This window comes from Pseudomonas sp. JDS08PS003 (genome assembly GCF_045013505.1).
GTDB classification, from domain to species: domain Bacteria; phylum Pseudomonadota; class Gammaproteobacteria; order Pseudomonadales; family Pseudomonadaceae; genus Aquipseudomonas; species Aquipseudomonas protegens_B.
This window is the reverse complement of the sequence record NZ_CP120724.1, coordinates 6,774,686-6,794,903: the sequence shown is the minus strand read 5'-3', so window position 1 is coordinate 6,794,903 and position 20,218 is coordinate 6,774,686. Positions and strand designations below refer to the sequence as shown.

Below are 20,218 nucleotides of genomic sequence, written 5' to 3'. Positions count from 1 at the left end.
CGCGTGAACAAGCTGGATGAAACACAGTCTGTTCTGCATCGAATATTTATTTACCGAAGCGCCCACTGGCGCATCGCTACCTTGAGATAGCCGTCTCCATGTTTGGTTCCAACGACGACAAAAAGACCCCAGCCGCGGCTGGCGAGAAGAAAGGCCTGTTCGGATGGCTGCGCAAAAAGCCGCAGGAACCCGTCGTCGAACAGCCGCAAGTGCCTGTCGAGCCGGCGTCGGCTCCTGCCATTGAATCCGCACCCAGCATCGCCCCGGCCGAACCGGTGGTGCTGCCGATCGCCGAACCGGTGTTGCAACCCCGGGTCGAGGCTGAGCCGGTAGCGGCCGCCGTGCCTGAGCTGCCGTTGACCCCACCCACGGAGCACAAGCCCTGGCCGCCTCTGCCGGTGGCGGAAGAGCCGGTGGCACTGGTGGAGGACGCTCAGGCGGAACATGTCACTCCACCGATTCCAGCCCTGACCGCTGCGCTTGAACCGCTGGTCGAAGCCCCGGTTGTCGCCCCGGCTCCGGTGTTCGAAGCGCAAACTCCGGTAGCACCGGTATTCGTTGCGCCGGAGCCTGTTGCTCCTGCTCCTGCTCCTGCTCCTGCTCCTGCTCCTGCTCCTGCTCCTGCTCCTGCTCCTGCTCCTGTAGCCGAGCCGGTTGCCGTGGCTGCGCAGGCCGAGCCCGTCGCCGAGCCTGTTCGCTCCAGTGAAGAGAGCAAGGTCGGTTTCTTCGCCCGGTTGAAGCAGGGCCTGTCCAAGACCAGTGCCAGCATCGGCGAAGGCATGGCCAGCCTGTTCCTGGGCAAGAAAGCCATTGATGACGAACTGCTGGAAGACCTGGAAACCCGTCTGTTGACGGCTGACGTCGGGGTCGAAGCGACTTCGGTGATCATCCAGAACCTGACCCAGAAGGTGGCGCGCAAGCAGCTCACCGACTCCGACGCGCTGTACGCCTCGTTGCAGGCTGAACTCACCGGCATGCTCAAGCCGGTGGAGCAGCCGCTGAAAATCGTCGCCCAGAACAAGCCCTTCGTGATCCTGGTGGTGGGTGTCAACGGCGCCGGCAAGACCACCACCATCGGCAAGCTGGCGAAGAAGCTGCAGCTGGAAGGCAAGAAAGTCATGCTGGCGGCCGGCGACACCTTCCGCGCCGCGGCGGTGGAGCAACTGCAAGTCTGGGGCGAGCGCAACAAGATCCCGGTCATCGCCCAGCACACGGGTGCCGATTCCGCCTCGGTGATCTTCGACGCCGTCCAGGCTGCCAAAGCCCGTGGTATCGATGTGCTGATCGCCGACACGGCGGGGCGCCTGCACACCAAAGACAACCTGATGGAAGAGCTGAAGAAGGTTCGCCGGGTGATCGGCAAGCTCGATGCCGACGCGCCCCACGAGGTGTTGCTGGTGCTGGACGCCGGTACCGGCCAGAACGCCATCAACCAGGCCAAACAGTTCAACCAGACCGTGGAGTTGACCGGCCTGGCCCTGACCAAGCTCGATGGCACCGCCAAGGGCGGGGTGATCTTCGCCCTGGCCAAGCAATTCGGTCTGCCGATCCGTTATATCGGGGTCGGTGAAGGCATCGATGACTTGCGTACTTTTGAAGCAGAACCCTTTGTCCAGGCACTGTTTGCCGAGCGGGAGCGTTCATGATTCGTTTCGAACAGGTCGGTAAGCGCTATCCCAATGGCCACGTTGGCCTGCATGAGCTGAGCTTTCGCGTCCGTCGCGGCGAATTCCTGTTTGTCACCGGCCATTCCGGCGCCGGTAAAAGCACCTTGCTGCGCCTGCTGCTGGCCATGGAGCGCCCGACTACCGGCAAATTGCTGCTGGCGGGCCAGGACCTGGGGCAGATCAGCAATGCACAGATCCCTTTCCTGCGGCGGCAGATCGGCGTGGTGTTCCAGAATCACCAGTTGCTGTTCGATCGCACGGTCTTCAACAACGTCGCGCTGCCGCTGCAGATCCTTGGTCTGTCCAAGGCGGAAATCGCCAAGCGCGTGGATTCGGCCCTGGAGCGGGTGGCCTTGTCGGACAAAACCGATCTCTACCCGGGTGATCTGTCCACCGGTCAGCAACAGCGCGTGGGTATTGCTCGGGCCATCGTCCATCGTCCAGCTCTGCTGCTGGCGGACGAACCCACGGGTAACCTCGACCCGCGTCTTGCGGCGGAAATCATGGGCGTGTTCGAAGACATCAACCGCCTGGGCACCAGCGTGCTGATCGCCAGTCACGACCTGGCGCTGATCGCCCGCATGCGTCACCGCATGCTGACCCTGCAACGCGGCCGATTGATCGGCGACGGGGAGGCCGGCGTATGAGTGCCACACGTACCCCTAAAGTGGCGGAGCGCGTAGCGCCCAAGGCATCCGAAGCACCGCCACCGAAGAAAAAACGCGACGAGGATGACGGTCCGGATTTTGGCACCCTGCTGCACGCCTGGATCGAAAGCCATCGTGCCAGCTTGCTGGACAGCCTGCGGCGCCTGGGCAAACAACCCATCGGCAGCTTCTTTACCTGTCTGGTGATGGCCGTGGCCCTGAGCTTGCCCATGGGGCTGTCGTTGCTGCTCAACAACGTCGAGCGCCTGGGCGGCTCCTGGCAGCGGGCAGCGCAGATTTCGCTGTACCTGGATCTGGGGGCTTCTGCCAGCGAGGGCGAGAAGCTTGGCGAAGAGATCAAGGGCCTGCCCGGTGTGGCGGATGCCGAGTTCATCAGCAAGGAAAAGGCTCTGGAAGAGTTCCAGCAGCAGTCCGGTTTGGGTGAGGCTTTGCGCGAGCTGCCCCACAACCCGCTGCCGGGCGTAGTGCTGGTAACCCCGAACGAAGTGGACAAGGCAACCTTGGAGGCCTTGCGCCAGCGGTTGTCGGAAATGCCCAAGGTGCAACTGGCGCAGTTGGACCTGGTATGGGTCGAGCGGCTGGCGGCCATCCTCAAGCTGGGGGACCGCTTTGTCTTCGGCCTGACGGTGCTCCTGGTTTCTGCATTACTTTTGGTGATAGGCAATACCATTCGTCTTCATATTGAAAACCGCCGCACAGAGATAGAAGTGATTAAACTCGTCGGCGGCACAGACAGCTATGTGCGACGTCCCTTCCTTTATATGGGCGCGCTGTATGGCTTCGGTGCGGGGATTCTGTCCTGGGGCGTACTGGCGTTCGGCTTGAACTGGCTGAACGACGCGGTGATCGGCTTGGCCGGCTTGTACGGCAGTGATTTTGCCCTTGCGGGGGTGCCGGTTGCCGATGGTCTATCGCTCTTGCTTGGTGCGGTGCTGTTGGGTTATATCGGTGCGTGGATTGCGGTGGCCCGCCACCTGAGGGAGCTGGCACCGAAGTAATGTCTTTTTGCTTGTATTGACCTTTCAGAATATTTGGGAACTTGTTTCGCGGTTTCCGGTCAATTTTCGCAGTGCTGAACTGCACGAGTTATGTGAGTCGGAGGTTTTTTCGTATGACCACTTCTTTGCAACCTGCTTACGCATTGGTTCCAGGCGCAAACCTGGAGGCTTATGTGCACACGGTGAACAGCATTCCATTGCTGACGCCCGAGCAGGAGCGTGAACTGGCCGAGAGTCTCTACTATGAGCAGGATCTTGAGGCGGCTCGGCAGATGGTGCTCGCCCACCTGCGTTTTGTCGTACATATCGCCCGTAGCTATTCCGGCTATGGGTTGGCCCAGGCTGACCTGATCCAGGAAGGCAACGTTGGCCTGATGAAAGCCGTGAAACGCTTCAACCCGGAAATGGGTGTGCGTCTGGTGTCCTTTGCGGTGCACTGGATCAAGGCGGAAATTCACGAGTTCATCCTGCGTAACTGGCGGATTGTGAAAGTTGCGACCACCAAGGCTCAGCGCAAGCTGTTCTTCAACCTGCGTAGCCAGAAGAAACGTCTGGCCTGGCTGAACAACGAAGAAGTGCATCGCGTGGCTGAGAGCCTGGGCGTCGAGCCCCGCGAAGTGCGGGAGATGGAAAGCCGTCTGACCGGCCAGGACATGGCCTTCGATCCGGCTGCTGAAGCGGATGACGACAGCGCCTTCCAATCGCCGGCCAACTACCTGGAAGATCATCGCTACGACCCGGCGCTGCAGCTGGAAGATGCCGATTGGAGCGACAATTCCACCAACAACCTGCACGAAGCGCTGGAAGTGCTGGATGAGCGCAGCCGTGACATCCTCTACCAGCGCTGGCTGGCAGAAGAGAAAGCCACGCTGCATGACCTGGCGCAGAAGTACAACGTTTCGGCCGAGCGTATCCGCCAGCTGGAAAAGAGCGCGATGAACAAGCTGAAACTGTCCATCGCCGCTTGAGATTGCCAGGCACCACGCAAAACGCCCCGATCAACTCGGGGCGTTTTTGCTTGTGCGGTTGTCGTAGGAGCCGGCATGCCGGCGAATCCCCAGCCCAGCACCCAACTCGAACATGCTCAAGAAGAGCCGGCGCAAAGCCAGATCCGGGTTACTCCGCCCAGGGCGCCCTGCGCGACTCGTTCAGCCGATTCAGGTAATCGGCGCCACCCAACTGGCTCATCTGCCGCCGAACCCAGCCCGCCCGCTGCATCACGTAAGTGCTGGGCCGTGCTGCGCTCCACACCCTTGGATTGGGCAGGACAGCGGCCAGCAAGCTGGCTTGCTGGCGCGACAGGTTGGCCGCACTGACACCGAAGTGATGGCGCGCCGCGGCTTCTGCCCCGAATACCCCTTCATCCCATTCGACACTGTTGAGGTAGACCTCAAGAATCCGCTGCTTGGGCCAGAACACCTCGATCAGCGCGGTGAACCAGGCTTCCAGCCCCTTGCGCAGGTAGCTGCGGCCGGACCAGAGGAACAGGTTTTTCGACACTTGCTGGCTCAAGGTGCTGGCGCCACGGATCGAGCCGCCCCTTTCGTTGTGGATCAACGCTGCCTGGATTGCATCGATATCGAAGCCCCAGTGCTCGGGGAATTTCTGATCCTCGCCGGCGATCACCGCCACCTTGAGGTTGTCGGAGATTTCATCCCAAGGCTTCCAGGTGCGCTGCAGGTCGATGGGATCGTTGTCGATCCAGGACTCGACCTTGCGTTCCACCATCAGGGCGCTGCCCGGTGGCGGCACGAAACGGAACAGCAGCACCAGCAGCACGCTGCCGACCACGAACCACATCAAGGCTTTTACAAGGCGACGAAACAGATAACGCAGCATAGAGATGGCTTGGCCGAACCCGTTGAGCGCGCCATTATACAGACCCTTTGCGCTGAATCTGACTGGAGTTCCTCATGTTGCGTGGCTTCCTGATGTTGGCCGCTTTCTTCGGTTTCACCGGGGTCGCCCTCGGCGCCTTTGCCGCTCACGGTCTGAAAAACCGTCTGAGCACCGAGTACCTGGCTATTTTTCATACAGGGGTCACTTACCAGTTGGTGCATACCCTGGCGCTGTTCGGCGTCGCCTTGCTGGCGGCCCATATTCCAGGGCGGCTGGTGACTTGGGCCGGCGTTGCGTTCACCCTGGGCATTCTGCTGTTCTCCGGTAGCCTGTATCTGCTGACCCTGAGCGGCATCAGCAAGTTGGGCATCATCACTCCCTTCGGTGGTCTGGCGTTCCTCATTGGCTGGTTCCTGCTGGGCCTTGCCGCCTGGCGCTTGCAAGGTGCCGGCTGACGCTTGTAGCTGACCTTTAGGTCATGATCGGGCTAGAATGCTGGCCCCTAAAAATGATGGCGGCCTTGGCATGCGCATTCAGTTGAACGGTGAATCCTTTGAACTGCCCGACGGCTCGACCGTTGCGGCCCTGCTGAGCCATCTGGAACTGACCGGACGGCGGATCGCGGTGGAACTCAATCTGGATATCGTTCCGCGCAGCCAGCACGCCGAGACCGCTCTCAACGAGGGCGACCAGGTGGAAGTGGTCCACGCCATCGGCGGCGGCTAGTCACTGGCGTCAATCGCGCTGCCACTTATCTGTGCAGCGCTCTGGCCCGGCTCCGGGCCTCTTCCATGGAAGAAGCGTTCACCGGCCCCGGAATGAGGGCTCCAGCGCCCCGGGCCTGAAAAAGAATTCTGCAAGAACCTCACCCCAACAGAGGATTTCCGATGAGCAACGTTCGTAGTGACAAGCCTTTCGTCCTGGCCGGTCGGACGTACCAGTCGCGTTTGCTGGTAGGCACCGGCAAGTACCGCGACATGGAAGAAACCCGCCTGGCCATCGAGGCCTCGGGCGCCGAGATCGTCACCGTCGCCGTGCGCCGGACCAATATCGGCCAGAACCCGGGCGAACCGAACCTGCTGGATATCCTGCCGCCGGATCGCTACACCATCCTGCCCAATACCGCCGGCTGCTATGACGCCGTGGAAGCCGTGCGCACCTGTCGCCTGGCCCGCGAACTGCTGGACGGCCACAACCTGGTCAAGCTGGAAGTTCTGGCCGACCAGAAGACCCTGTTTCCCAACGTACTGGAAACCCTCAAGGCCGCCGAAGTGCTGGTCAAGGAAGGTTTCGACGTGATGGTCTACACCAGCGATGACCCGATCATCGCTCGCCAACTGGCGGAAATGGGCTGCATCGCGGTCATGCCCCTGGCGGGCCTGATCGGCACCGGGCTGGGGATCTGCAACCCTTACAACCTGCAGATCATCCTCGAAGAAGCCAAGGTCCCGGTGCTGGTGGATGCCGGTGTCGGTACCGCCTCCGACGCCACCATCGCCATGGAGCTGGGGTGTGAAGCGGTGCTGATGAACTCGGCCATCGCCCATGCGCAGCAACCGGTGCTGATGGCCGAAGCCATGAAACACGCAATTGTCGCGGGCCGCCTGGCGTACCTCGCCGGTCGCATGCCGAAGAAACTCTATGCCAGCGCCTCCTCGCCGCTGGATGGTCTGATCAAGTAAGAGCCATTGATGACTGAATCAAACGACACGCCAATCGAGCCGGAAGCCGGCGACGAGCGCCAACACCGCCGTATCAAGAGTTTCGTGATGCGCGCCGGGCGCATGACCGAAGGCCAGCAACGTGGCCTGGACCAGGGCGCGCCGCTGTACGTGCTGCCCCTGGCCGATGCCCCAGTGGATTACGACCAGGTGTTTGGCCGTTCGGCGCCGCGCTCCCTGGAAATCGGCTTTGGCATGGGCCACTCGCTGCTGGAAATGGCGGCGGCGGCCCCGGAGCAGGATTTCATTGGTGTGGAAGTTCACCGTCCGGGCGTCGGTGCGCTGCTCAATGGCGTGCTGACTCAGGGCCTGACCAACCTGCGGGTCTACGATTGCGACGCCATTGAAGTGCTCAATCGCTGCATCGCTGACAACAGCCTGGATCGGCTGATGCTGTTCTTCCCCGATCCGTGGCACAAGAGCCGGCACCACAAGCGCCGCATCGTCCAGGCCTCCTTCGCTGAGCTGGTGCGCAGCAAGCTCAAGGTTGGCGGCATTCTGCACATGGCCACCGACTGGGAGCCCTATGCCGAATACATGCTGGAAGTGATGAACGTCGCTCCGGGTTACCGCAACCTGGCCGAAGACGGCAAGTGCGTACCGCGCCCGGCCGAACGCCCGATCACCAAGTTCGAGCGTCGTGGCGAGCGCCTGGGTCATGGCGTGTGGGATCTGAAGTTCGAAAAGCTGGCCTGAGCCACGCGGACCCGCTGTTGTAGGAGCTGGCCGGGCGGCGTTCCGCTTGCCAGCGAAGAGCCCCGCAAGGACGCCTTCGCCAGCAAGCTGGCTGCTACAGGGCTTTGATGAAACTGACCGGCACCTGGTCGGTCAGCCACACCCCATTCTCTGCCTGATAGAAGGTGAAGCCCTGAGCCTGCATGGCCTGGGCGTCGATCTGCAGGATCACCACCTTGCCGTAACGCTGGCCCACGGCCTTGGCGGTTTCGATTTCCTGGGACAGGTGCACGTGGTGCCGTGAACCCGGGATCAGCCCTTTCTCATTGATCGAATCCATGAAGCGTGTGGCGGTGCCGTGGTAGAGCACGGCGGGTGGTTGCTTTGCCTCAAGCTGCAATTGCACGGTCTTGTTGGAATGCCCCTGAACGGCACGTATCCGCTGGCCGTCAGCCGAGAGGGCGAAGCGCTTCTTGTCGTTGCCTTCGACGACCAGCTCGATCAGTTCCCGGCTCAGTTGCCGGCCATCTCTGGCCGCACCCTCGATCAGCTGGCCGATATCCCCCCAGCCTTCGCTGTCCAGCTCAAGGCCGATGGCCTGGGGCTCGTGGCGCAGCACGTAGCTGAGGAACTTGCTGGTTTCCTCGATGACTTTCTTGCTCATGTTCTTCCTTGATAACGGGGGCAGCCGTTGGATTGCGCTCGCCGGCAAGCCGGCGAAGGGGCCCTGCGAATCAGCGACGATCAGCGACCACGCCAATCAGCACCAGCACCACCAGCAGCACCGGCGCCAGGCTGTAGTTGTTGAACTGGCTCAGGCCGCGGACGATCCATGGCGTGGCATAGATCAGCGCCAGCCCGCTGCCTACCATGCACAGCAGGGCCATCAGCGGTACGCGCAGGGCACCGGCTATGCCGCCCAGGCGTTGCTCGACCCAGCCCTTGATGTCCGCGCCGAACAGCACCAGCAGGCAGCCCACCAATGCCAGGGCGATTTCCGAGAGGTTGCTGCGACTCCAGCGGGACACGGTGGCAAGCAGATCGAGTACCAGATCCATGTGATTTCCTTAGATCAGAAAGTATTGCAGCAGGTCATTGAGGAAGAGTTGCCCGCGGGCCGTGGCCGCCAGGCGTGACGGTTCGACCTGCAACAAGCCGCTTTGTTCGGCCTGGCGCCGACCTTCGGCAAGACTGGCCAGATCCAGGCCAGTGCGTTGGGCGAATAGCGCCGCGTCCACACCGTCGGTAAGGCGCAGGGCGTTCATCAGGAACTCGAACGGCAGCTCCTCGTTGCTCAGGGCCTTCTCGCCGGCCTTGAACGGCTTGGCCGGGTTCAGGTAATCCTTGGGCAGGCGGGTCTTCCAGGTGCGCAGAATGCGCCCGTCCGGGTGGCTGAGCTTGCCATGGGCACCGGCACCGATGCCGATGAAGTCGCCGAAGCTCCAGTAGTTCAGGTTGTGCCGCGCAGCGCGCCCGGGTTGGGCGTAGGCCGAGACTTCGTACTGGGCGTAGCCATGCTCGGCCAGCAGTGCCTGGCCGGCTTCCTGGATATCCCACAGGGTGTCGTCCTCCGGCAGCACCGGCGGCTGGTTCCAGAACACCGTGTTGGGCTCCAGGGTCAGCTGGTACCAGGACAGGTGGGTCGGCTTCATGGCGATGGCTTGGCGCAGATCGCCCAGAGCATCCTCCAGGGACTGATCCGGCAAGCCGTGCATCAGGTCCAGGTTGAAGTTGTCGAACCCGGCCTGGCGTGCCATGCCGGCGGCGCGTATCGCTTCGTCACCGTTGTGGATGCGGCCCAGGGCCTTGAGCTTCTGTTCCTGGAAGCTCTGGATGCCGATAGACAGGCGGTTGATCCCCAGGGCGCGATAGGCGGTGAATTTCTCTTGCTCGAAAGTCCCGGGGTTGGCTTCCAGGGTGATTTCGATGTCGCTGGCAAACGGGATGCGCTGTTCCACACCCTTGAGCAAGCGGCCCAGGGCTTGGGCGCTGAACAGGCTCGGGGTGCCGCCGCCGAAGAAGATCGAACTCAGCTCGCGGCCATGGACGGCGTGCAGGTCCAGGTCGAGGTCGGCCAGCAGGGCGTCGACGTACTCTTCTTCCGGCAGCGTCGGGCTGGCGGCGTGGGAGTTGAAGTCGCAATAGGGGCATTTGCGTACACACCACGGGATGTGGATGTACAGCGCCAGGGGCGGCAATTGGGGCAGCGCCGCCCGGGGCGTTTGCGCGCCGCCGAGAATCAGCGGCGACGCGGATCGGTCTTGGCTCATTTCAGGCCCAGGCGTTGCCGCAGAATGGCCATGGCGCGGGCGCGGTGGCTGAGCTGGTTTTTCTCCACGGGGCCCAGTTCGGCGCTGGAGCAGTCACGTTCCGGCACCCAGAACAGCGGGTCGTAGCCGAAACCGTGTTCGCCACTGGCGGCAGTGAGGATGCGCCCGTGCCACAGGCCTTCGCAGAGGATCGGCAGTGGATCGTCGGCGTGCCGCACCAGGGCCAGGACGCAGACAAACTGCGCGCCGCGCTGCGCTTCGGGTACGTCCTTCAAGGCTTCGAGCAACTTGGCGTTGTTCGCCGCATCGCCCTTGCCGTCGGCATAGCGCGCCGAGTAGATGCCCGGCGCGCCGCCGAGGAAGTCCACCGCCAGGCCCGAGTCGTCCGCCAGTGCCGGCAGGCCGGAAATACGCGCGGCATTGCGCGCCTTGAGGATGGCGTTTTCGACGAACGACAGACCGGTTTCTTCCGGCTCGACGCTGCTGAACTCGCCGATCGAGCGCAGTTGCACCGAGGCGCCGAGCATGGCCTGGAGTTCTTTGAGTTTGCCGGCGTTGTGGCTGGCCAGTACGAGTTGCGTGAGGTTCATTATTCGCCCGGGAATAGCTCTTGGTTGAAGCTGAAGCTGTTGGTGTCACCACCCGTTTGCACAGTGATGGTGAACGTACGGTTTTCCTGCTGTTCCACCGGGAACTGGGCGATGTAGTAGATCGCGCCCTGTTCGGTGATCTGGCGGAACTTCAGCGGGATGCTCTTGCTGGTCAGGTCCTTGACCGTACCGCTGACCTGGCCGACCAGCGGTTTGCCGTCCTTGATCAGGGACACGTTGATCACGCCCTGGTTCTTGCTGCGGATCAGCTCCGCCGCCCTGGCGATGTCAGGCTGCAGGTAGGTGGAGTTGAAGGTGTTGTAGTGCACGGTGATGTCGCCAAAGACTTCCTGGCGCTCGCCTTTGATCGGGTCCGCGGCCAGGGCGCTGAGGCTCAGGCAGGCGGCCAATAGAAATGTAACCAGACGTCCCATGGTGGTTCTCCTCGATGCAACGTGGTTTATACCGCGACCTTGTGATCCTGCAGGCCGGGACTGCTGACGCGGTAGATGCCGATCTCTCCCAACAGATTAGGCCATAGCTTACTGGCCCACCCGTGGCGGTGTTGTTGATCGACGGCAAGTCGGTTGATCACCCGGGCTTCACGCTCGCGGCACAGCTCTTCGAAGTCCTCGAAGGTGCAGAAGTGGATGTTCGGCGTGTTGTACCAGGTGTACGGGAGGAATTCCGAGACCGGCATCCGCCCCTTGCTGGCCAGGTACCAGCGGCAGCGCCAGTGGCCGAAGTTGGGGAAGGTGATGATGCACTGGCGGCCGACCCGGAGCATTTCGTCGAGGATCTTGTCCGGGTAGTGCACGGCCTGCAGGGCCTGGGTCATGACCACGATATCGAAGCTGTTGCTGGCGAAGTTGCCCAGGCCCTTGTCCAGGTCCTGCTCGATGACGTTGATGCCCTTGGCCACGCACTCGGCGATGTTGTCCGGGTCGTTTTCCAGGCCGTAGCCGGTGACTTGCTTGTGTTCCTGCAGCCAGCTCAGCAGCTCGCCGTTACCGCAGCCCAGGTCGAGGACGCGGCTGCCGGCGGGGATCCATTCCTGGATGATTTCCAGATCGGCTCTCATCGTGTCCTCACAAGGTAATGCGGTTCATGTAGTGACTAAACGCCTGCAGGTAGCGCGGGATCGGGATCAGGAAGGCGTCGTGCCCCTGGGGTGCGTCGATCTCCAGGTAGCAGACGTCCTTGCGTGCCGCCATCAGCGCGTCCACCAGCTCCCGGGAACGGGCAGGGGAGAAGCGCCAGTCGGTGGTGAAGGACATCACGCAGAACTTGGCGGTGGCATGGGCGAAGGTCTTGGCCAGGTCGTCGTCGCAGTTCGCCGCCGGGTCGAAGTAGTCCAGGGCCTTGGTCATCAGCAGGTAAGTGTTGGCGTCGAAACGCCCGGAGAACTCCTCGCCCTGATAGCGCAGGTAGCTTTCCACCTGGAACTCGACGCTGTGGAAGTCGTAGTTGAGCTTCTCGCTCTTGAGGCCACGGCCGAATTTCTCGCCCATGGAGTCATCGGACAGGTAGGTGATGTGCCCCACCATCCGCGCCAGCATCAGCCCGCGCTTGGGGATCACCCCTTGTTCCTGGAACGAGCCGCCGTGGAATTCCGGGTCGGTGAGAATCGCCTGGCGCGCCACTTCGTTGAAGGCGATGTTCTGCGCCGAGAGCTTGGGCGCCGAAGCAATGGCCAGGCAGTGCCGTACCCGGTCCGGGTAGGTGATGGTCCATTGCAAAGCCTGCATGCCGCCCAGACTGCCGCCGATCACTGCGGCCCACTGGCTGATGCCCAAGCGATCCGCCAGGCGCGCCTGGCTATGGACCCAGTCTTCTACAGTCAATACCGGGAAGTCGGCGCCGAAGGGCTTGCCGGTGTCCGGATTGAGGCTGCTGGGGCCGGTGGAGCCGTTGCAACCGCCGAGGTTGTTGAGGCTGACCACGAAGAACTTGTTGGTGTCGATGGGCTTGCCAGGGCCGATGCAGCTGTCCCACCAACCGGGTTTGCGGTCGTCGACGCTGTGGTAGCCGGCGGCGTGATGATGGCCGGACAGGGCGTGGCAGATCAGCACCGCGTTGCTGGCGCTGGCGTTGAGCTCACCATAGGTTTCGTAGATCAGGTCGTAGGCCGGTAGCGCGCGTCCGCAGGCCAGGGCCAGAGGATCGCTGAAGTGCGCTATTTCTGGCGTGACCAGACCAACAGAATCGGGGGGAAAGGCAGTTGGCATCGACCCTGCTCTCATTTAAATGAGGCGTAAGTCTAAAGACCGCTGCTCCCAGCGGCAAGCAAAGCCCGGGGCTGTGTTTGGTTGGGAAAAATGGCGCGGGAGGTTCGCTGGCAAGCCAGCTCCTACCGCGGACCTGGGGCGCAGGAGCCAGCTTGCCGGCGAATCAGACGGGGCGCCCCAGCCCCGGCAGATCCGGCAGCTTTTTCGGCGCTTGCAGGCGCACGCGCTTCTGCCGATTCAATTCGCCACTGACCAGGCTGACGTTGCTCTTGGGAATACCGAAAGCCTTGGCCAGGAACGCCATCAAGTGAGCGTTGGCCTTGCCTTCCACAGGCGGGGCGGTGAGGCGGATCTTCAACCGCTCCCCATGCAGGCCAGCGAACTCGTCGCTGCTGGCCTTGGGTTGCAGGTGACAATCGAGGATCAGATCGTCACCGTCCCAGCGGAAATAGCTCATCAGATCAGCCCGAACAACTCAGGGGGCATGAAGGTGTAGAACGCCATGCGTGGAATCAGCCACTGCTGCACCAGCTGAATCACGATGAAGGCCAGGATCGGCGAGATGTCCAGGCCGCCCAGGTTGGGCACGATGCGCCGGAACGGGGCCAGCAGCGGCTCGCTGATCTGGTAGGCCAGTTCCGCGCCCGGGCTCTGGCTGCCAGGAGCGACCCAGGACAGGATCACGCTGATGATCATGGCGAAGAACCAGATCTTCAGGAACAGCGCGAAGATGCCGATTGGCGCCCACAGCAGCAGTCCCAGGGCATTGAAGGAGATGTGGCTGAGGGTAAGGATGATGGCGAACAGCGCCATTTGTACAATCAGGGCCAGGACCAGCGAGGACATGTCGAGCCCGAACATGCTGGGGATCACCCGGCGCAGGGGCTTGAGCAGTGGCTGGGTGGCACGCACGATGAACTGGCAGATAGGGTTGTAGAAGTTCGCCCGTACCACTTGCAGCATGAAGCGCAGCAGGACCACCAGCAGGTAAAGGCTGCCCAGGGTCTGAATCACAAAAATGGCAGCGTCGTTGAGTCCGAACATTATCGATTCCTTTGTAGGGGCGAGTTAACGACCGAGTTGTTCGGCCATTTCGGCCGAGCGGTGCGCGGCGGCACCCAATGCTTTTTCCACCAGGGCTTCAAAGCCGTTGGCCTGGAACGATTTGATCGCGGCTTCCGTGGTGCCGGCCGGTGAAGTCACGCGGCGGCGCAGCTCGGCGGCGTCGACGTCACTGGACACCGCCATGTGGGCCGCCCCCAGGGCAGTCTGCAGGGTCAGTTGGGCGGCGGTTTCTCGAGGCAGGCCGAGCTTTTCGCCAGCGGCGGTCATGGCTTCGATCAGCAGAAAGAAATACGCCGGGCCGCTGCCGGATACTGCGGTCACTGCGTCCAGTTGCTGCTCTTGATCCAGCCACAGGGCGATGCCTACGGCGGACAGCAGTTCCTCGGCCTGATGGCGCTGCTCGGGGCTGACCTGGGCGGTGGCATACAGGCCGCTGACGCCCTGGCGCAGCAGCGCCGGGGTGTTGGGCATGCAGCGCACGATCGGTTGCTCGCCGAGCCAGTGGTTCATGCTGGCGCAGGTGATGCCGGCGGCGATGGAAACCACCAGTTGGTGGGGCTGCAGGCTCGGGCGCAGGGCTTCGCACACGGCTTTCATGGCCTGGGGCTTGACCGCCAGGACGATCACGTCGACGCCGGCGATGGCTTCGGCGTTGTCGGCGAATACCTGGATGCCGTGTTCGGCAGCCACCTTGGCCCGGGTTTCGGCGCCGGGGTCACTGGCACGGATCTGTGCTGCCTCAAGGCCTTTGGCCCGCAGGCCACCGATGAGGCTGGCCGCCATGTTGCCGGCACCGATAAAAGCGATACGAGTCGTGTTCATGACAGGTCCTTATGAGAGGTCAGTGTCAGTCGCATCAGGACTGACTGTAGTCGCGGGCACCAAACAGCGCGGTACCGATCCGCACCCAGGTGGCGCCTTGGGCGATGGCCGCTTCGAGATCGTGGCTCATGCCCATGGAAAGGGTGTCCAGGGGCAGCTTGAGGCTGTCCCGCAGTTGGTTGTTCAAGGCCTGCACCGCAGCGAAGGCGGCTTCCTGGGCGGTACGGTCCTCGGTGGGCTCGGGAATCGCCATCAGCCCACGCAGTTGCAGGCGTGGCAAGGCGCTGATGGCGCTGGCCAGGGCCGGCAGGTCGGCCGGAGCACAGCCGGACTTGCTGGCTTCGCCACTGACATTCACTTGGATGCAGATGTTCAGCGGCGGCAGCTCGGCAGGGCGTTGCTCGGACAGGCGTTGTGCGATTTTCAAGCGATCCACGGAATGCACCCAGGCAAAATGCTCGGCAATGGCGCGAGTCTTGTTCGACTGAATGGGGCCGATGAAGTGCCAACTCAAGGGCAGGTCCGCCAGTTCCTGCTGTTTGCCCAGGGCTTCCTGCAGGTAGTTCTCGCCGAAGTCCCGTAGGCCGGCGGCATAGGCTTCGCGCAGGGCGGCGGCGGGTTTGGTCTTGCTGACGGCCAGCAGCAGGACGCTGTCCGGGGCACGCTGTACGGCCTGGCAGGCGCTGCGGATACGCTCGGCTAGCCGGGCAATGTTGTCTGCTATCGTGGACATTCGATTTCGTCTCAAAAGTACCGGCGACCGGGAGCCTGTGACCTTGGCCGCCAACCGCCGCATGAATCCACCAGACCCTGATTGTCGACCGGCCCGAGCATCGCTCGAGGGCCGCGCGGGTCATTGCCCGGGATAGCGGGCGGGTCTGAAGCTCGCGGCATTCTACTGGAATTGGGGGGCACTATGGACATCACCGAACTCCTGACCTTGAGCGTTTCCCGGGGCGCTTCCGACCTGCATCTGTCTGCCGGGCTGGCGCCGATGTTGCGCATTGATGGCGATATTCGTCCGCTCGACAGCCCGGCTCTGGATGCACAGCAGGTGCTGGCCCTGATGCATGGCCTGATGAGCGAGCCACAGCGGCAGGCGTTCGCCAGCCAGCAGGATCTGGACTTCGCCTACGAACTGCCGGGCGTGGCGCGGTTCCGGGTCAATGCCTTCCAGCATGCTCGGGGAGCGGGGGCGGTGCTGCGCTTGATTCCGTCACGGGTGCAGAGCCTGGAGGCGTTGGGACTGGGGCAAGTGTTTCAGCAGATTGCCGAGGCGCCCCGAGGGCTGGTGCTAGTCACCGGGCCCACCGGCAGCGGCAAGTCCACCACCCTGGCGGCGATGATCGATCACCTGAACCAGCATCGGCAGCAGCACATCCTCACCCTCGAAGACCCCATCGAGTTCATTCATCCGCAGAAAAGCTGTCTGATCCACCAGCGTGAAGTGCCGCGCGATACCCGCAGTTTCGCCACCGCCTTGCGTGCGGCGCTGCGCGAAGACCCTGACGTGATTCTGCTGGGAGAGTTGCGTGACCTGGACAGCATTCGCCTGGCCCTGACTGCCGCCGAAACCGGGCATCTGGTGTTCGCCACCCTGCACACTTCATCCGCGGCCAAGAGCATCGACCGGCTGGTGGACGTGTTCCCGGGGGAAGAAAAGGCCCTGGTGCGCTCGATGCTGGCCGAGTCGCTGCAGGCGGTCATTGCCCAGGTGTTGCTGAAGAAGATCGGCGGTGGTCGGGTGGCGGCGCACGAAATCATGCTGGGCAATGCGGCGATCCGTAACCTGATCCGCGAGGACAAGGTGGCGCAGATGTATTCGGCGATCCAGACCGGTGGAGCCCAGGGCATGCGCACCCTGGACATGAGTCTCAAGGCATTGCTGGGGCAGGGGCTGATCAGTCGAGAGCAGGCGCGGGAGCAGGCACGGATGCCGGAGAGCTTTTGACAGGGCTGGAAATGCAATCGCCGGCAAGCCGGCTCCTACAGGTGGGCGTAGGAGCCGGCTTGCCGGCGAATGGGCGAATCAGCAGATTAGCGCTGTACGACCCGCAGAGGCGCGTGTTCCTTGGGCAGGACCCGCTTGGCAACCACGTAGTGGCTCTGCCAGTAGGGTTTCTTCAGGGTGTCGATGGTCACCGCCTTGCCGCGCCGCGGGGCATGGATAAAGCGGTCTTCGCCCAGGTAGATGGCGACGTGGTTGACCTTGCGGCTCTTGATGTTGAAGAACAGCAGATCGCCCGGCTTCAAGTCCTTGCGCTCGACCTTCTGTCCGTGGCCGCTGGCCATGGCGTTGGAGGTGCGTGGCAGGTCCACGGCGGCGACGTCATTGAAGGCGTAGCGCACCAGGCCGCTGCAATCGAAGCCTTTACTTGGGCTGCTGCCGCCCCAACGATAGGGGGTGCCCAGTACATTGACCGCACGGCTGAGGACAGTAGTGCTTGGCCGACCGGCGTTGTTGGCCACCAGCTTGCTGTCGGCCTTGCTCAGGCGGGTGGGGTGTTTGATGGTGGTCTTGTTCTTGGCGGTGACCGTCGAAACATGGGATTTCGGGGTGTAGCCATTAACGTTGGGAAGTCGTTGCTCACGGTTGGTGGCGTGGGCGGCCAGTGGCATTAATAGGCAAATGGTTAGCCATGTCTTGAAAAATGGTCGCATTAGGCAAGGCTCTTATTTGGTTTGCGCGCAACTTTATAACAGCTTTCAGGTCACTTCCGTGGCCGTTTGTCGATTCAACCTTGGGGTCAACTTCGGCAAAGAGGTGGCAACTTGACGCAGAAAACCGTCAGAAGTCAGGCAGTACAAGGCTTTGACGGAACAGAAGGTAACATTGTCCACACGTCGAAAGCCTGTAAAAAAGTCACAAAGTTTTTAAGAATATTTATCTATCACCCAGCAAGAGGCTCTTAATGAACACCTATCGTCAGGATGCATCCACCCATGACACCCACAGCAAGGTAATCGGTTACCTGTTGTGGATTTTCGGTTTTACCGGCGCTCACCGCTTCTATTACGGCAAGCCGGTGACCGGGACCATTTGGTTCTTCACCTTCGGTCTATTGGGCATTGGCTGGCTGATCGACTTGTTCCTGATCCCGTCCATGGACCGGGAAGCGGACCTTCGGTTCACCGCAGGTCCTGTGGAATACAGCGTGGCCTGGATTCTACTGACCTTCCTCGGAGTCTTCGGCGTACACCGCATGTACCAGGGCAAGTGGCTGAGCGGGGTGATCTACCTGTTCACCGGCGGCCTGTTCTTCCTGGGAGTGCTGTACGACTTCTGGACCCTGAACGATCAGGTCTCCCTGGAAAACGCCAAACGCCGCTGACGGATCAAGCCGGCCCCACGTAGGAGCCGGCTCGCCGGTTGAACACAGGCGCTGCGGACCTCAGCCCTGATAGCTGATATGCCCATCCACCAGGGTGTAACGCACCGTCCCCGGCAGGCTATGACCGAGGAACGGGCAGTTCTCGCCCTTGGACAGCCAGCGCTCGCCGGCCACGGTGGAGCTGGCCGGGTCGAACAGCACCAGGTCCGCTGCACCACCTTCCACCAGCTTGCCCGCCGGCAGGCGCAATGCCTCGGCCGGACCGGCGCTGAGGCGCGCCAGCAGGGTCGGCAGGTCCAGCAAACCGTCCTGAACCAGGGTCAGGGCCAGTGGCAGCAGCAGCTCGACGCTGCTGATGCCCGGCTCAGTGGCACCGAATGGCGCCAGCTTGGCATCGCGTTCATGGGGCTGGTGATGGCTGGAGATGGCTTGCACCACCCCGGACTTCACCGCCTCACGCAGGGCATCACGATCGGCCCGCGAACGCAGCGGCGGTTGCACGTGATACAGGCTGGAGAAGTCGATCAGCGCCTCATCGGTCAGGATCAGCTGATACAGCGCCACATCGGCGGTCACTGGCAGGCCGCGGGCCTGGGCCTGGGCAATCAGTTCCACGCCCCGGGCGCTGGTCAGTTGGCTGAAGTGAGCACGCACGCCGCTTTGTTCCACCAGCAGCAGGTCCCGGGCCAGGGCCACGGTTTCCGCGCTTTCGGGAATCCCCGGCAAGCCGAGGAAACTCGCGGTGGGGCCTTCGTGGGCCAGGCCGCCTTCGGCCAGGTCGCGGTCCTGGGAGTGGAAGATCACTGTCAGGTCGAAGGTGGCGGCATATTCCAGGGCACGGCACAGGGTGCGGGTACTGCGGAAGCCTTCAAGGCCATTGCCGAAGGCCACGCAGCCGGCGTCGCGCAGGGCAATCAGCTCGGCCAACTGTTCGCCTTCCAGGCCCTTGCTCAAGGCCCCGATGGGGAAGACTTTGCTGTTGCCGGCTTCCCGGGCGCGGTCGAGGATCAGTTCGGCCACGGCCGAGGTATCCAGTACCGGTTTGGTACGCGGCGGGCAGCACAGGCTGGTGACGCCACCGGCAGCGGCGGCGCGGGTTTCGCTGGCAATGCTGCCCTTGCGGCTGTAGCCCGGCTCGCGCAGGGCGACGCTCAGGTCCACCAGGCCGGGCGCGGCCACCATGCCCTTGGCGTCGATGCTAGTGACGGCATTGAAGCCGCCGGGCGCGGCGCCGATGGCAACAATCTTGCCGGCTTCCAGGTGTAGGTCGGTGGTTTGATCCAGGCCACTGCTTGGATCGATGACGCGGGCGCCGAGAATGCTGAGCTTCACTGGGCGTTCTCCTGCTCGAATTGTCGCTGGGCGGTCTGCCCGCTCATGGCCATGGACAGTACCGCCATGCGCACTGCAATGCCGTAGGTCACCTGGTTGAGGATCACCGAGTGCGGACCGTCGGCCACCGCCGACTCGATCTCCACACCGCGGTTGATCGGGCCCGGGTGCATGACGATGGCGTCGGGCTTGGCCCCGGCCAGGCGTGCGGTGGTCAGGCCGAACAGGCGGTAGAACTCGCCTTCGCTGGGCAGCAGACCGCCCTGCATGCGTTCACGCTGCAGGCGCAGCATGATCACCACGTCCACATCTTTCAGGCCTTCGGTCATGTCGGTGTAGACCTTGACCCCGTACTGTTCGATGCCGATGGGCAGCAGGGTTTTCGGTGCGATCACGCGAATGTCCGGGCAGCCGAGGGTCTTGAGCGCCAGCATGTTGGAGCGCGCCACCCGCGAGTGCAGGATGTCGCCGACGATGGCCACCGAGAGGTTCTCGAAGCCGCCCTTGTGTCGGCGGATGGTCAGCATGTCGAGCATGCCCTGGGTCGGGTGGGCGTGACGGCCGTCGCCGCCGTTGATGATCGCCACCTGGGGGCACACGTGTTCGGCGATGAAGTGTGCGGCGCCGGAATCGCCATGGCGTACCACGAACATGTCGGCGGCCATGGCTTCCAGGTTGCGCAGGGTGTCCAGCAGGGTTTCACCCTTGCTCGCCGAGGAGGTCGAGACGTTCAGGGTGATCACGTCCGCCGACAGGCGCTGTGCCGCCAGTTCGAAGGTGGTGCGGGTACGGGTGGAGTTCTCGAAGAACACGTTGCACACGGTCTTGCCGCGCAGCAGCGGGACTTTCTTTACCGCCCGGGCGCCGACTTCGAGGAAGGAGTCGGCGGTGTCGAGGATTTCTGTCAGCAGCTCGCGGTTCAGGCCGTCGAGGGACAGGAAATGGCGCAGCTGGCCCTGATCGTTGAGCTGCAGCGGGCGCTTGGCGTCTAGAGGCGTCATCGCAATGGAC

25 protein-coding genes are annotated in these 20,218 nt (G+C 62.7%); 10 read left to right on the top strand and 15 right to left on the bottom strand.

Features of this window, described 5'->3' with window-relative positions; all coding sequences use genetic code 11:
• Positions 1–98 precede the first annotated feature (98 nt).
• The 4 genes from ftsY to rpoH all read left to right on the top strand — a co-directional run bounded on the left by ftsY (position 99) and on the right by rpoH (position 4,301).
• The gene (gene ftsY, locus P7C00_RS30420) at positions 99–1,646 is read left to right on the top strand and encodes a signal recognition particle-docking protein FtsY (RefSeq protein WP_404937847.1); all 1,548 of its coding nucleotides are present in this window, start codon (positions 99–101) and stop codon (positions 1,644–1,646) included.
• Positions 1,643–2,314 (top strand): cell division ATP-binding protein FtsE, encoded by a 672-nt coding sequence (gene ftsE, locus P7C00_RS30415; RefSeq protein ID WP_011064030.1) that lies wholly within the window; start codon positions 1,643–1,645, stop codon positions 2,312–2,314. Before ftsY ends, ftsE begins: the two co-directional genes overlap by 4 nt.
• Complete coding sequence (ftsX, locus tag P7C00_RS30410) at positions 2,311–3,333, top strand: permease-like cell division protein FtsX (protein WP_346633247.1); 1,023 nt, start codon at positions 2,311–2,313, stop codon at positions 3,331–3,333. The genes ftsE and ftsX overlap by 4 nt, the downstream gene beginning before the upstream one ends.
• Positions 3,334–3,446: 113 nt before the next feature.
• Complete coding sequence (rpoH, locus tag P7C00_RS30405; RefSeq protein WP_068575472.1) at positions 3,447–4,301, top strand: RNA polymerase sigma factor RpoH; 855 nt, start codon at positions 3,447–3,449, stop codon at positions 4,299–4,301.
• A 148-nt stretch (positions 4,302–4,449) separates the two neighbouring features.
• Here the strand turns inward: rpoH and mtgA are convergent, their stop codons facing one another.
• Positions 4,450–5,172: a monofunctional biosynthetic peptidoglycan transglycosylase gene (mtgA, locus tag P7C00_RS30400; RefSeq protein ID WP_404937846.1), complete on the bottom strand. Its 723-nt coding sequence runs from the start codon at positions 5,170–5,172 to the stop codon at positions 4,450–4,452.
• A 74-nt stretch (positions 5,173–5,246) separates the two neighbouring features.
• Here mtgA and P7C00_RS30395 point away from each other — a divergent pair, with 74 nt between their 5' ends.
• The 4 genes from P7C00_RS30395 (at position 5,247) to trmB (ending at position 7,589) form a co-directional block, all read left to right on the top strand.
• Positions 5,247–5,627, top strand: a complete 381-nt coding sequence (locus P7C00_RS30395; protein WP_346633245.1) for a DUF423 domain-containing protein — start codon at positions 5,247–5,249, stop codon at positions 5,625–5,627.
• A gap of 70 nt (positions 5,628–5,697) precedes the next feature.
• Positions 5,698–5,898, top strand: coding sequence for a sulfur carrier protein ThiS (thiS, locus tag P7C00_RS30390; protein ID WP_011064025.1), 201 nt, complete (start codon positions 5,698–5,700; stop codon positions 5,896–5,898).
• Positions 5,899–6,059: 161 nt separating this feature from the next.
• The gene (locus P7C00_RS30385; RefSeq protein WP_007921204.1) at positions 6,060–6,854 is read left to right on the top strand and encodes a thiazole synthase; all 795 of its coding nucleotides are present in this window, start codon (positions 6,060–6,062) and stop codon (positions 6,852–6,854) included.
• Positions 6,855–6,863: 9 nt separating this feature from the next.
• Complete coding sequence (trmB, locus tag P7C00_RS30380; protein ID WP_346633244.1) at positions 6,864–7,589, top strand: tRNA (guanosine(46)-N7)-methyltransferase TrmB; 726 nt, start codon at positions 6,864–6,866, stop codon at positions 7,587–7,589.
• A gap of 94 nt (positions 7,590–7,683) precedes the next feature.
• Here trmB and P7C00_RS30375 read toward each other — a convergent pair whose 3' ends face one another.
• The 11 genes from P7C00_RS30375 to P7C00_RS30325 form a co-directional block, all read right to left on the bottom strand.
• A complete protein-coding gene (locus tag P7C00_RS30375; protein ID WP_346633243.1) occupies positions 7,684–8,232 on the bottom strand; it encodes an RNA 2'-phosphotransferase in 549 nt (182 codons plus the stop codon).
• Between the two features lie 70 nt (positions 8,233–8,302).
• A complete protein-coding gene (locus P7C00_RS30370) occupies positions 8,303–8,626 on the bottom strand; it encodes a DUF3392 domain-containing protein (RefSeq protein WP_011064021.1) in 324 nt (107 codons plus the stop codon).
• A gap of 9 nt (positions 8,627–8,635) precedes the next feature.
• Positions 8,636–9,838, bottom strand: a complete 1,203-nt coding sequence (gene hemW, locus P7C00_RS30365) for a radical SAM family heme chaperone HemW (protein WP_346633242.1) — start codon at positions 9,836–9,838, stop codon at positions 8,636–8,638.
• Positions 9,835–10,431, bottom strand: a complete 597-nt coding sequence (rdgB, locus tag P7C00_RS30360) for an RdgB/HAM1 family non-canonical purine NTP pyrophosphatase (protein WP_346633431.1) — start codon at positions 10,429–10,431, stop codon at positions 9,835–9,837. Before rdgB ends, hemW begins: the two co-directional genes overlap by 4 nt.
• The gene (locus P7C00_RS30355) at positions 10,428–10,862 is read right to left on the bottom strand and encodes a DUF4426 domain-containing protein (protein WP_123726660.1); all 435 of its coding nucleotides are present in this window, start codon (positions 10,860–10,862) and stop codon (positions 10,428–10,430) included. The genes rdgB and P7C00_RS30355 overlap by 4 nt, the downstream gene beginning before the upstream one ends.
• Positions 10,863–10,888: 26 nt before the next feature.
• Complete coding sequence (metW, locus tag P7C00_RS30350; protein ID WP_123726659.1) at positions 10,889–11,509, bottom strand: methionine biosynthesis protein MetW; 621 nt, start codon at positions 11,507–11,509, stop codon at positions 10,889–10,891.
• Positions 11,510–11,516: 7 nt separating this feature from the next.
• A complete protein-coding gene (locus P7C00_RS30345; RefSeq protein ID WP_346633240.1) occupies positions 11,517–12,656 on the bottom strand; it encodes a homoserine O-acetyltransferase in 1,140 nt (379 codons plus the stop codon).
• A gap of 163 nt (positions 12,657–12,819) precedes the next feature.
• A complete protein-coding gene (locus P7C00_RS30340) occupies positions 12,820–13,113 on the bottom strand; it encodes a DUF167 domain-containing protein (RefSeq protein WP_404937845.1) in 294 nt (97 codons plus the stop codon).
• A complete protein-coding gene (locus P7C00_RS30335) occupies positions 13,113–13,700 on the bottom strand; it encodes a YggT family protein (RefSeq protein ID WP_123726657.1) in 588 nt (195 codons plus the stop codon). The genes P7C00_RS30340 and P7C00_RS30335 overlap by 1 nt, the downstream gene beginning before the upstream one ends.
• A 24-nt stretch (positions 13,701–13,724) precedes the next feature.
• Positions 13,725–14,543, bottom strand: a complete 819-nt coding sequence (gene proC / locus P7C00_RS30330) for a pyrroline-5-carboxylate reductase (protein WP_346633238.1) — start codon at positions 14,541–14,543, stop codon at positions 13,725–13,727.
• Positions 14,544–14,577: 34 nt separating this feature from the next.
• Positions 14,578–15,276 (bottom strand): YggS family pyridoxal phosphate-dependent enzyme, encoded by a 699-nt coding sequence (locus P7C00_RS30325; protein WP_404937844.1) that lies wholly within the window; start codon positions 15,274–15,276, stop codon positions 14,578–14,580.
• 183 nt (positions 15,277–15,459) lie between these two features.
• Between P7C00_RS30325 and P7C00_RS30320 the strand changes: the two genes are divergently transcribed.
• Positions 15,460–16,494: a type IV pilus twitching motility protein PilT gene (locus P7C00_RS30320; protein ID WP_346633236.1), complete on the top strand. Its 1,035-nt coding sequence runs from the start codon at positions 15,460–15,462 to the stop codon at positions 16,492–16,494.
• 86 nt (positions 16,495–16,580) lie between these two features.
• On the opposite strand, the gene P7C00_RS30315 is transcribed toward P7C00_RS30320, so the two are convergent.
• Entirely contained in the window at positions 16,581–17,204 is a 624-nt protein-coding gene (locus P7C00_RS30315; protein WP_346633235.1) for a C40 family peptidase, read from the bottom strand.
• Positions 17,205–17,455: 251 nt separating this feature from the next.
• On the opposite strand from P7C00_RS30315, the gene P7C00_RS30310 reads away from it, so the two are divergent.
• Positions 17,456–17,875 (top strand): TM2 domain-containing protein, encoded by a 420-nt coding sequence (locus tag P7C00_RS30310; protein WP_011064009.1) that lies wholly within the window; start codon positions 17,456–17,458, stop codon positions 17,873–17,875.
• A 60-nt stretch (positions 17,876–17,935) separates the two neighbouring features.
• Here the strand turns inward: P7C00_RS30310 and P7C00_RS30305 are convergent, their stop codons facing one another.
• Both P7C00_RS30305 and P7C00_RS30300 read right to left on the bottom strand, forming a co-directional pair.
• The gene (locus tag P7C00_RS30305; protein WP_346633234.1) at positions 17,936–19,207 is read right to left on the bottom strand and encodes a dihydroorotase; all 1,272 of its coding nucleotides are present in this window, start codon (positions 19,205–19,207) and stop codon (positions 17,936–17,938) included.
• Positions 19,204–20,208, bottom strand: a complete 1,005-nt coding sequence (locus tag P7C00_RS30300) for an aspartate carbamoyltransferase catalytic subunit (RefSeq protein WP_011064007.1) — start codon at positions 20,206–20,208, stop codon at positions 19,204–19,206. Before P7C00_RS30300 ends, P7C00_RS30305 begins: the two co-directional genes overlap by 4 nt.
• Positions 20,209–20,218: the final 10 nt, after the last annotated feature.

Excerpts from the sequence above, each read along its gene's own strand:
- P7C00_RS30395 (WP_346633245.1), top strand. The coding sequence starts at position 5,247 with ATGTTGCGTGGCTTCCTGATGTTGGCCGCTTTCTTCGGTTTCACCGGG.
- P7C00_RS30310 (WP_011064009.1), top strand. The coding sequence starts at position 17,456 with ATGAACACCTATCGTCAGGATGCATCCACCCATGACACCCACAGCAAG.
- trmB (WP_346633244.1), top strand. The coding sequence starts at position 6,864 with ATGACTGAATCAAACGACACGCCAATCGAGCCGGAAGCCGGCGACGAG.
- P7C00_RS30345 (WP_346633240.1), bottom strand. The coding sequence starts at position 12,656 with ATGCCAACTGCCTTTCCCCCCGATTCTGTTGGTCTGGTCACGCCAGAA.
- P7C00_RS30300 (WP_011064007.1), bottom strand. The coding sequence starts at position 20,208 with ATGACGCCTCTAGACGCCAAGCGCCCGCTGCAGCTCAACGATCAGGGC.
- rpoH (WP_068575472.1), top strand. The coding sequence starts at position 3,447 with ATGACCACTTCTTTGCAACCTGCTTACGCATTGGTTCCAGGCGCAAAC.
- P7C00_RS30375 (WP_346633243.1), bottom strand. The coding sequence starts at position 8,232 with ATGAGCAAGAAAGTCATCGAGGAAACCAGCAAGTTCCTCAGCTACGTG.
- P7C00_RS30335 (WP_123726657.1), bottom strand. The coding sequence starts at position 13,700 with ATGTTCGGACTCAACGACGCTGCCATTTTTGTGATTCAGACCCTGGGC.
- P7C00_RS30355 (WP_123726660.1), bottom strand. The coding sequence starts at position 10,862 with ATGGGACGTCTGGTTACATTTCTATTGGCCGCCTGCCTGAGCCTCAGC.
- P7C00_RS30325 (WP_404937844.1), bottom strand. The coding sequence starts at position 15,276 with ATGTCCACGATAGCAGACAACATTGCCCGGCTAGCCGAGCGTATCCGC.
- thiS (WP_011064025.1), top strand. The coding sequence starts at position 5,698 with ATGCGCATTCAGTTGAACGGTGAATCCTTTGAACTGCCCGACGGCTCG.
- P7C00_RS30320 (WP_346633236.1), top strand. The coding sequence starts at position 15,460 with ATGGACATCACCGAACTCCTGACCTTGAGCGTTTCCCGGGGCGCTTCC.
- P7C00_RS30385 (WP_007921204.1), top strand. The coding sequence starts at position 6,060 with ATGAGCAACGTTCGTAGTGACAAGCCTTTCGTCCTGGCCGGTCGGACG.
- P7C00_RS30315 (WP_346633235.1), bottom strand. The coding sequence starts at position 17,204 with ATGCGACCATTTTTCAAGACATGGCTAACCATTTGCCTATTAATGCCA.
- P7C00_RS30370 (WP_011064021.1), bottom strand. The coding sequence starts at position 8,626 with ATGGATCTGGTACTCGATCTGCTTGCCACCGTGTCCCGCTGGAGTCGC.
- ftsY (WP_404937847.1), top strand. The coding sequence starts at position 99 with ATGTTTGGTTCCAACGACGACAAAAAGACCCCAGCCGCGGCTGGCGAG.
- metW (WP_123726659.1), bottom strand. The coding sequence starts at position 11,509 with ATGAGAGCCGATCTGGAAATCATCCAGGAATGGATCCCCGCCGGCAGC.
- hemW (WP_346633242.1), bottom strand. The coding sequence starts at position 9,838 with ATGAGCCAAGACCGATCCGCGTCGCCGCTGATTCTCGGCGGCGCGCAA.
- ftsE (WP_011064030.1), top strand. The coding sequence starts at position 1,643 with ATGATTCGTTTCGAACAGGTCGGTAAGCGCTATCCCAATGGCCACGTT.
- mtgA (WP_404937846.1), bottom strand. The coding sequence starts at position 5,172 with ATGCTGCGTTATCTGTTTCGTCGCCTTGTAAAAGCCTTGATGTGGTTC.
- ftsX (WP_346633247.1), top strand. The coding sequence starts at position 2,311 with ATGAGTGCCACACGTACCCCTAAAGTGGCGGAGCGCGTAGCGCCCAAG.
- P7C00_RS30340 (WP_404937845.1), bottom strand. The coding sequence starts at position 13,113 with ATGAGCTATTTCCGCTGGGACGGTGACGATCTGATCCTCGATTGTCAC.
- proC (WP_346633238.1), bottom strand. The coding sequence starts at position 14,543 with ATGAACACGACTCGTATCGCTTTTATCGGTGCCGGCAACATGGCGGCC.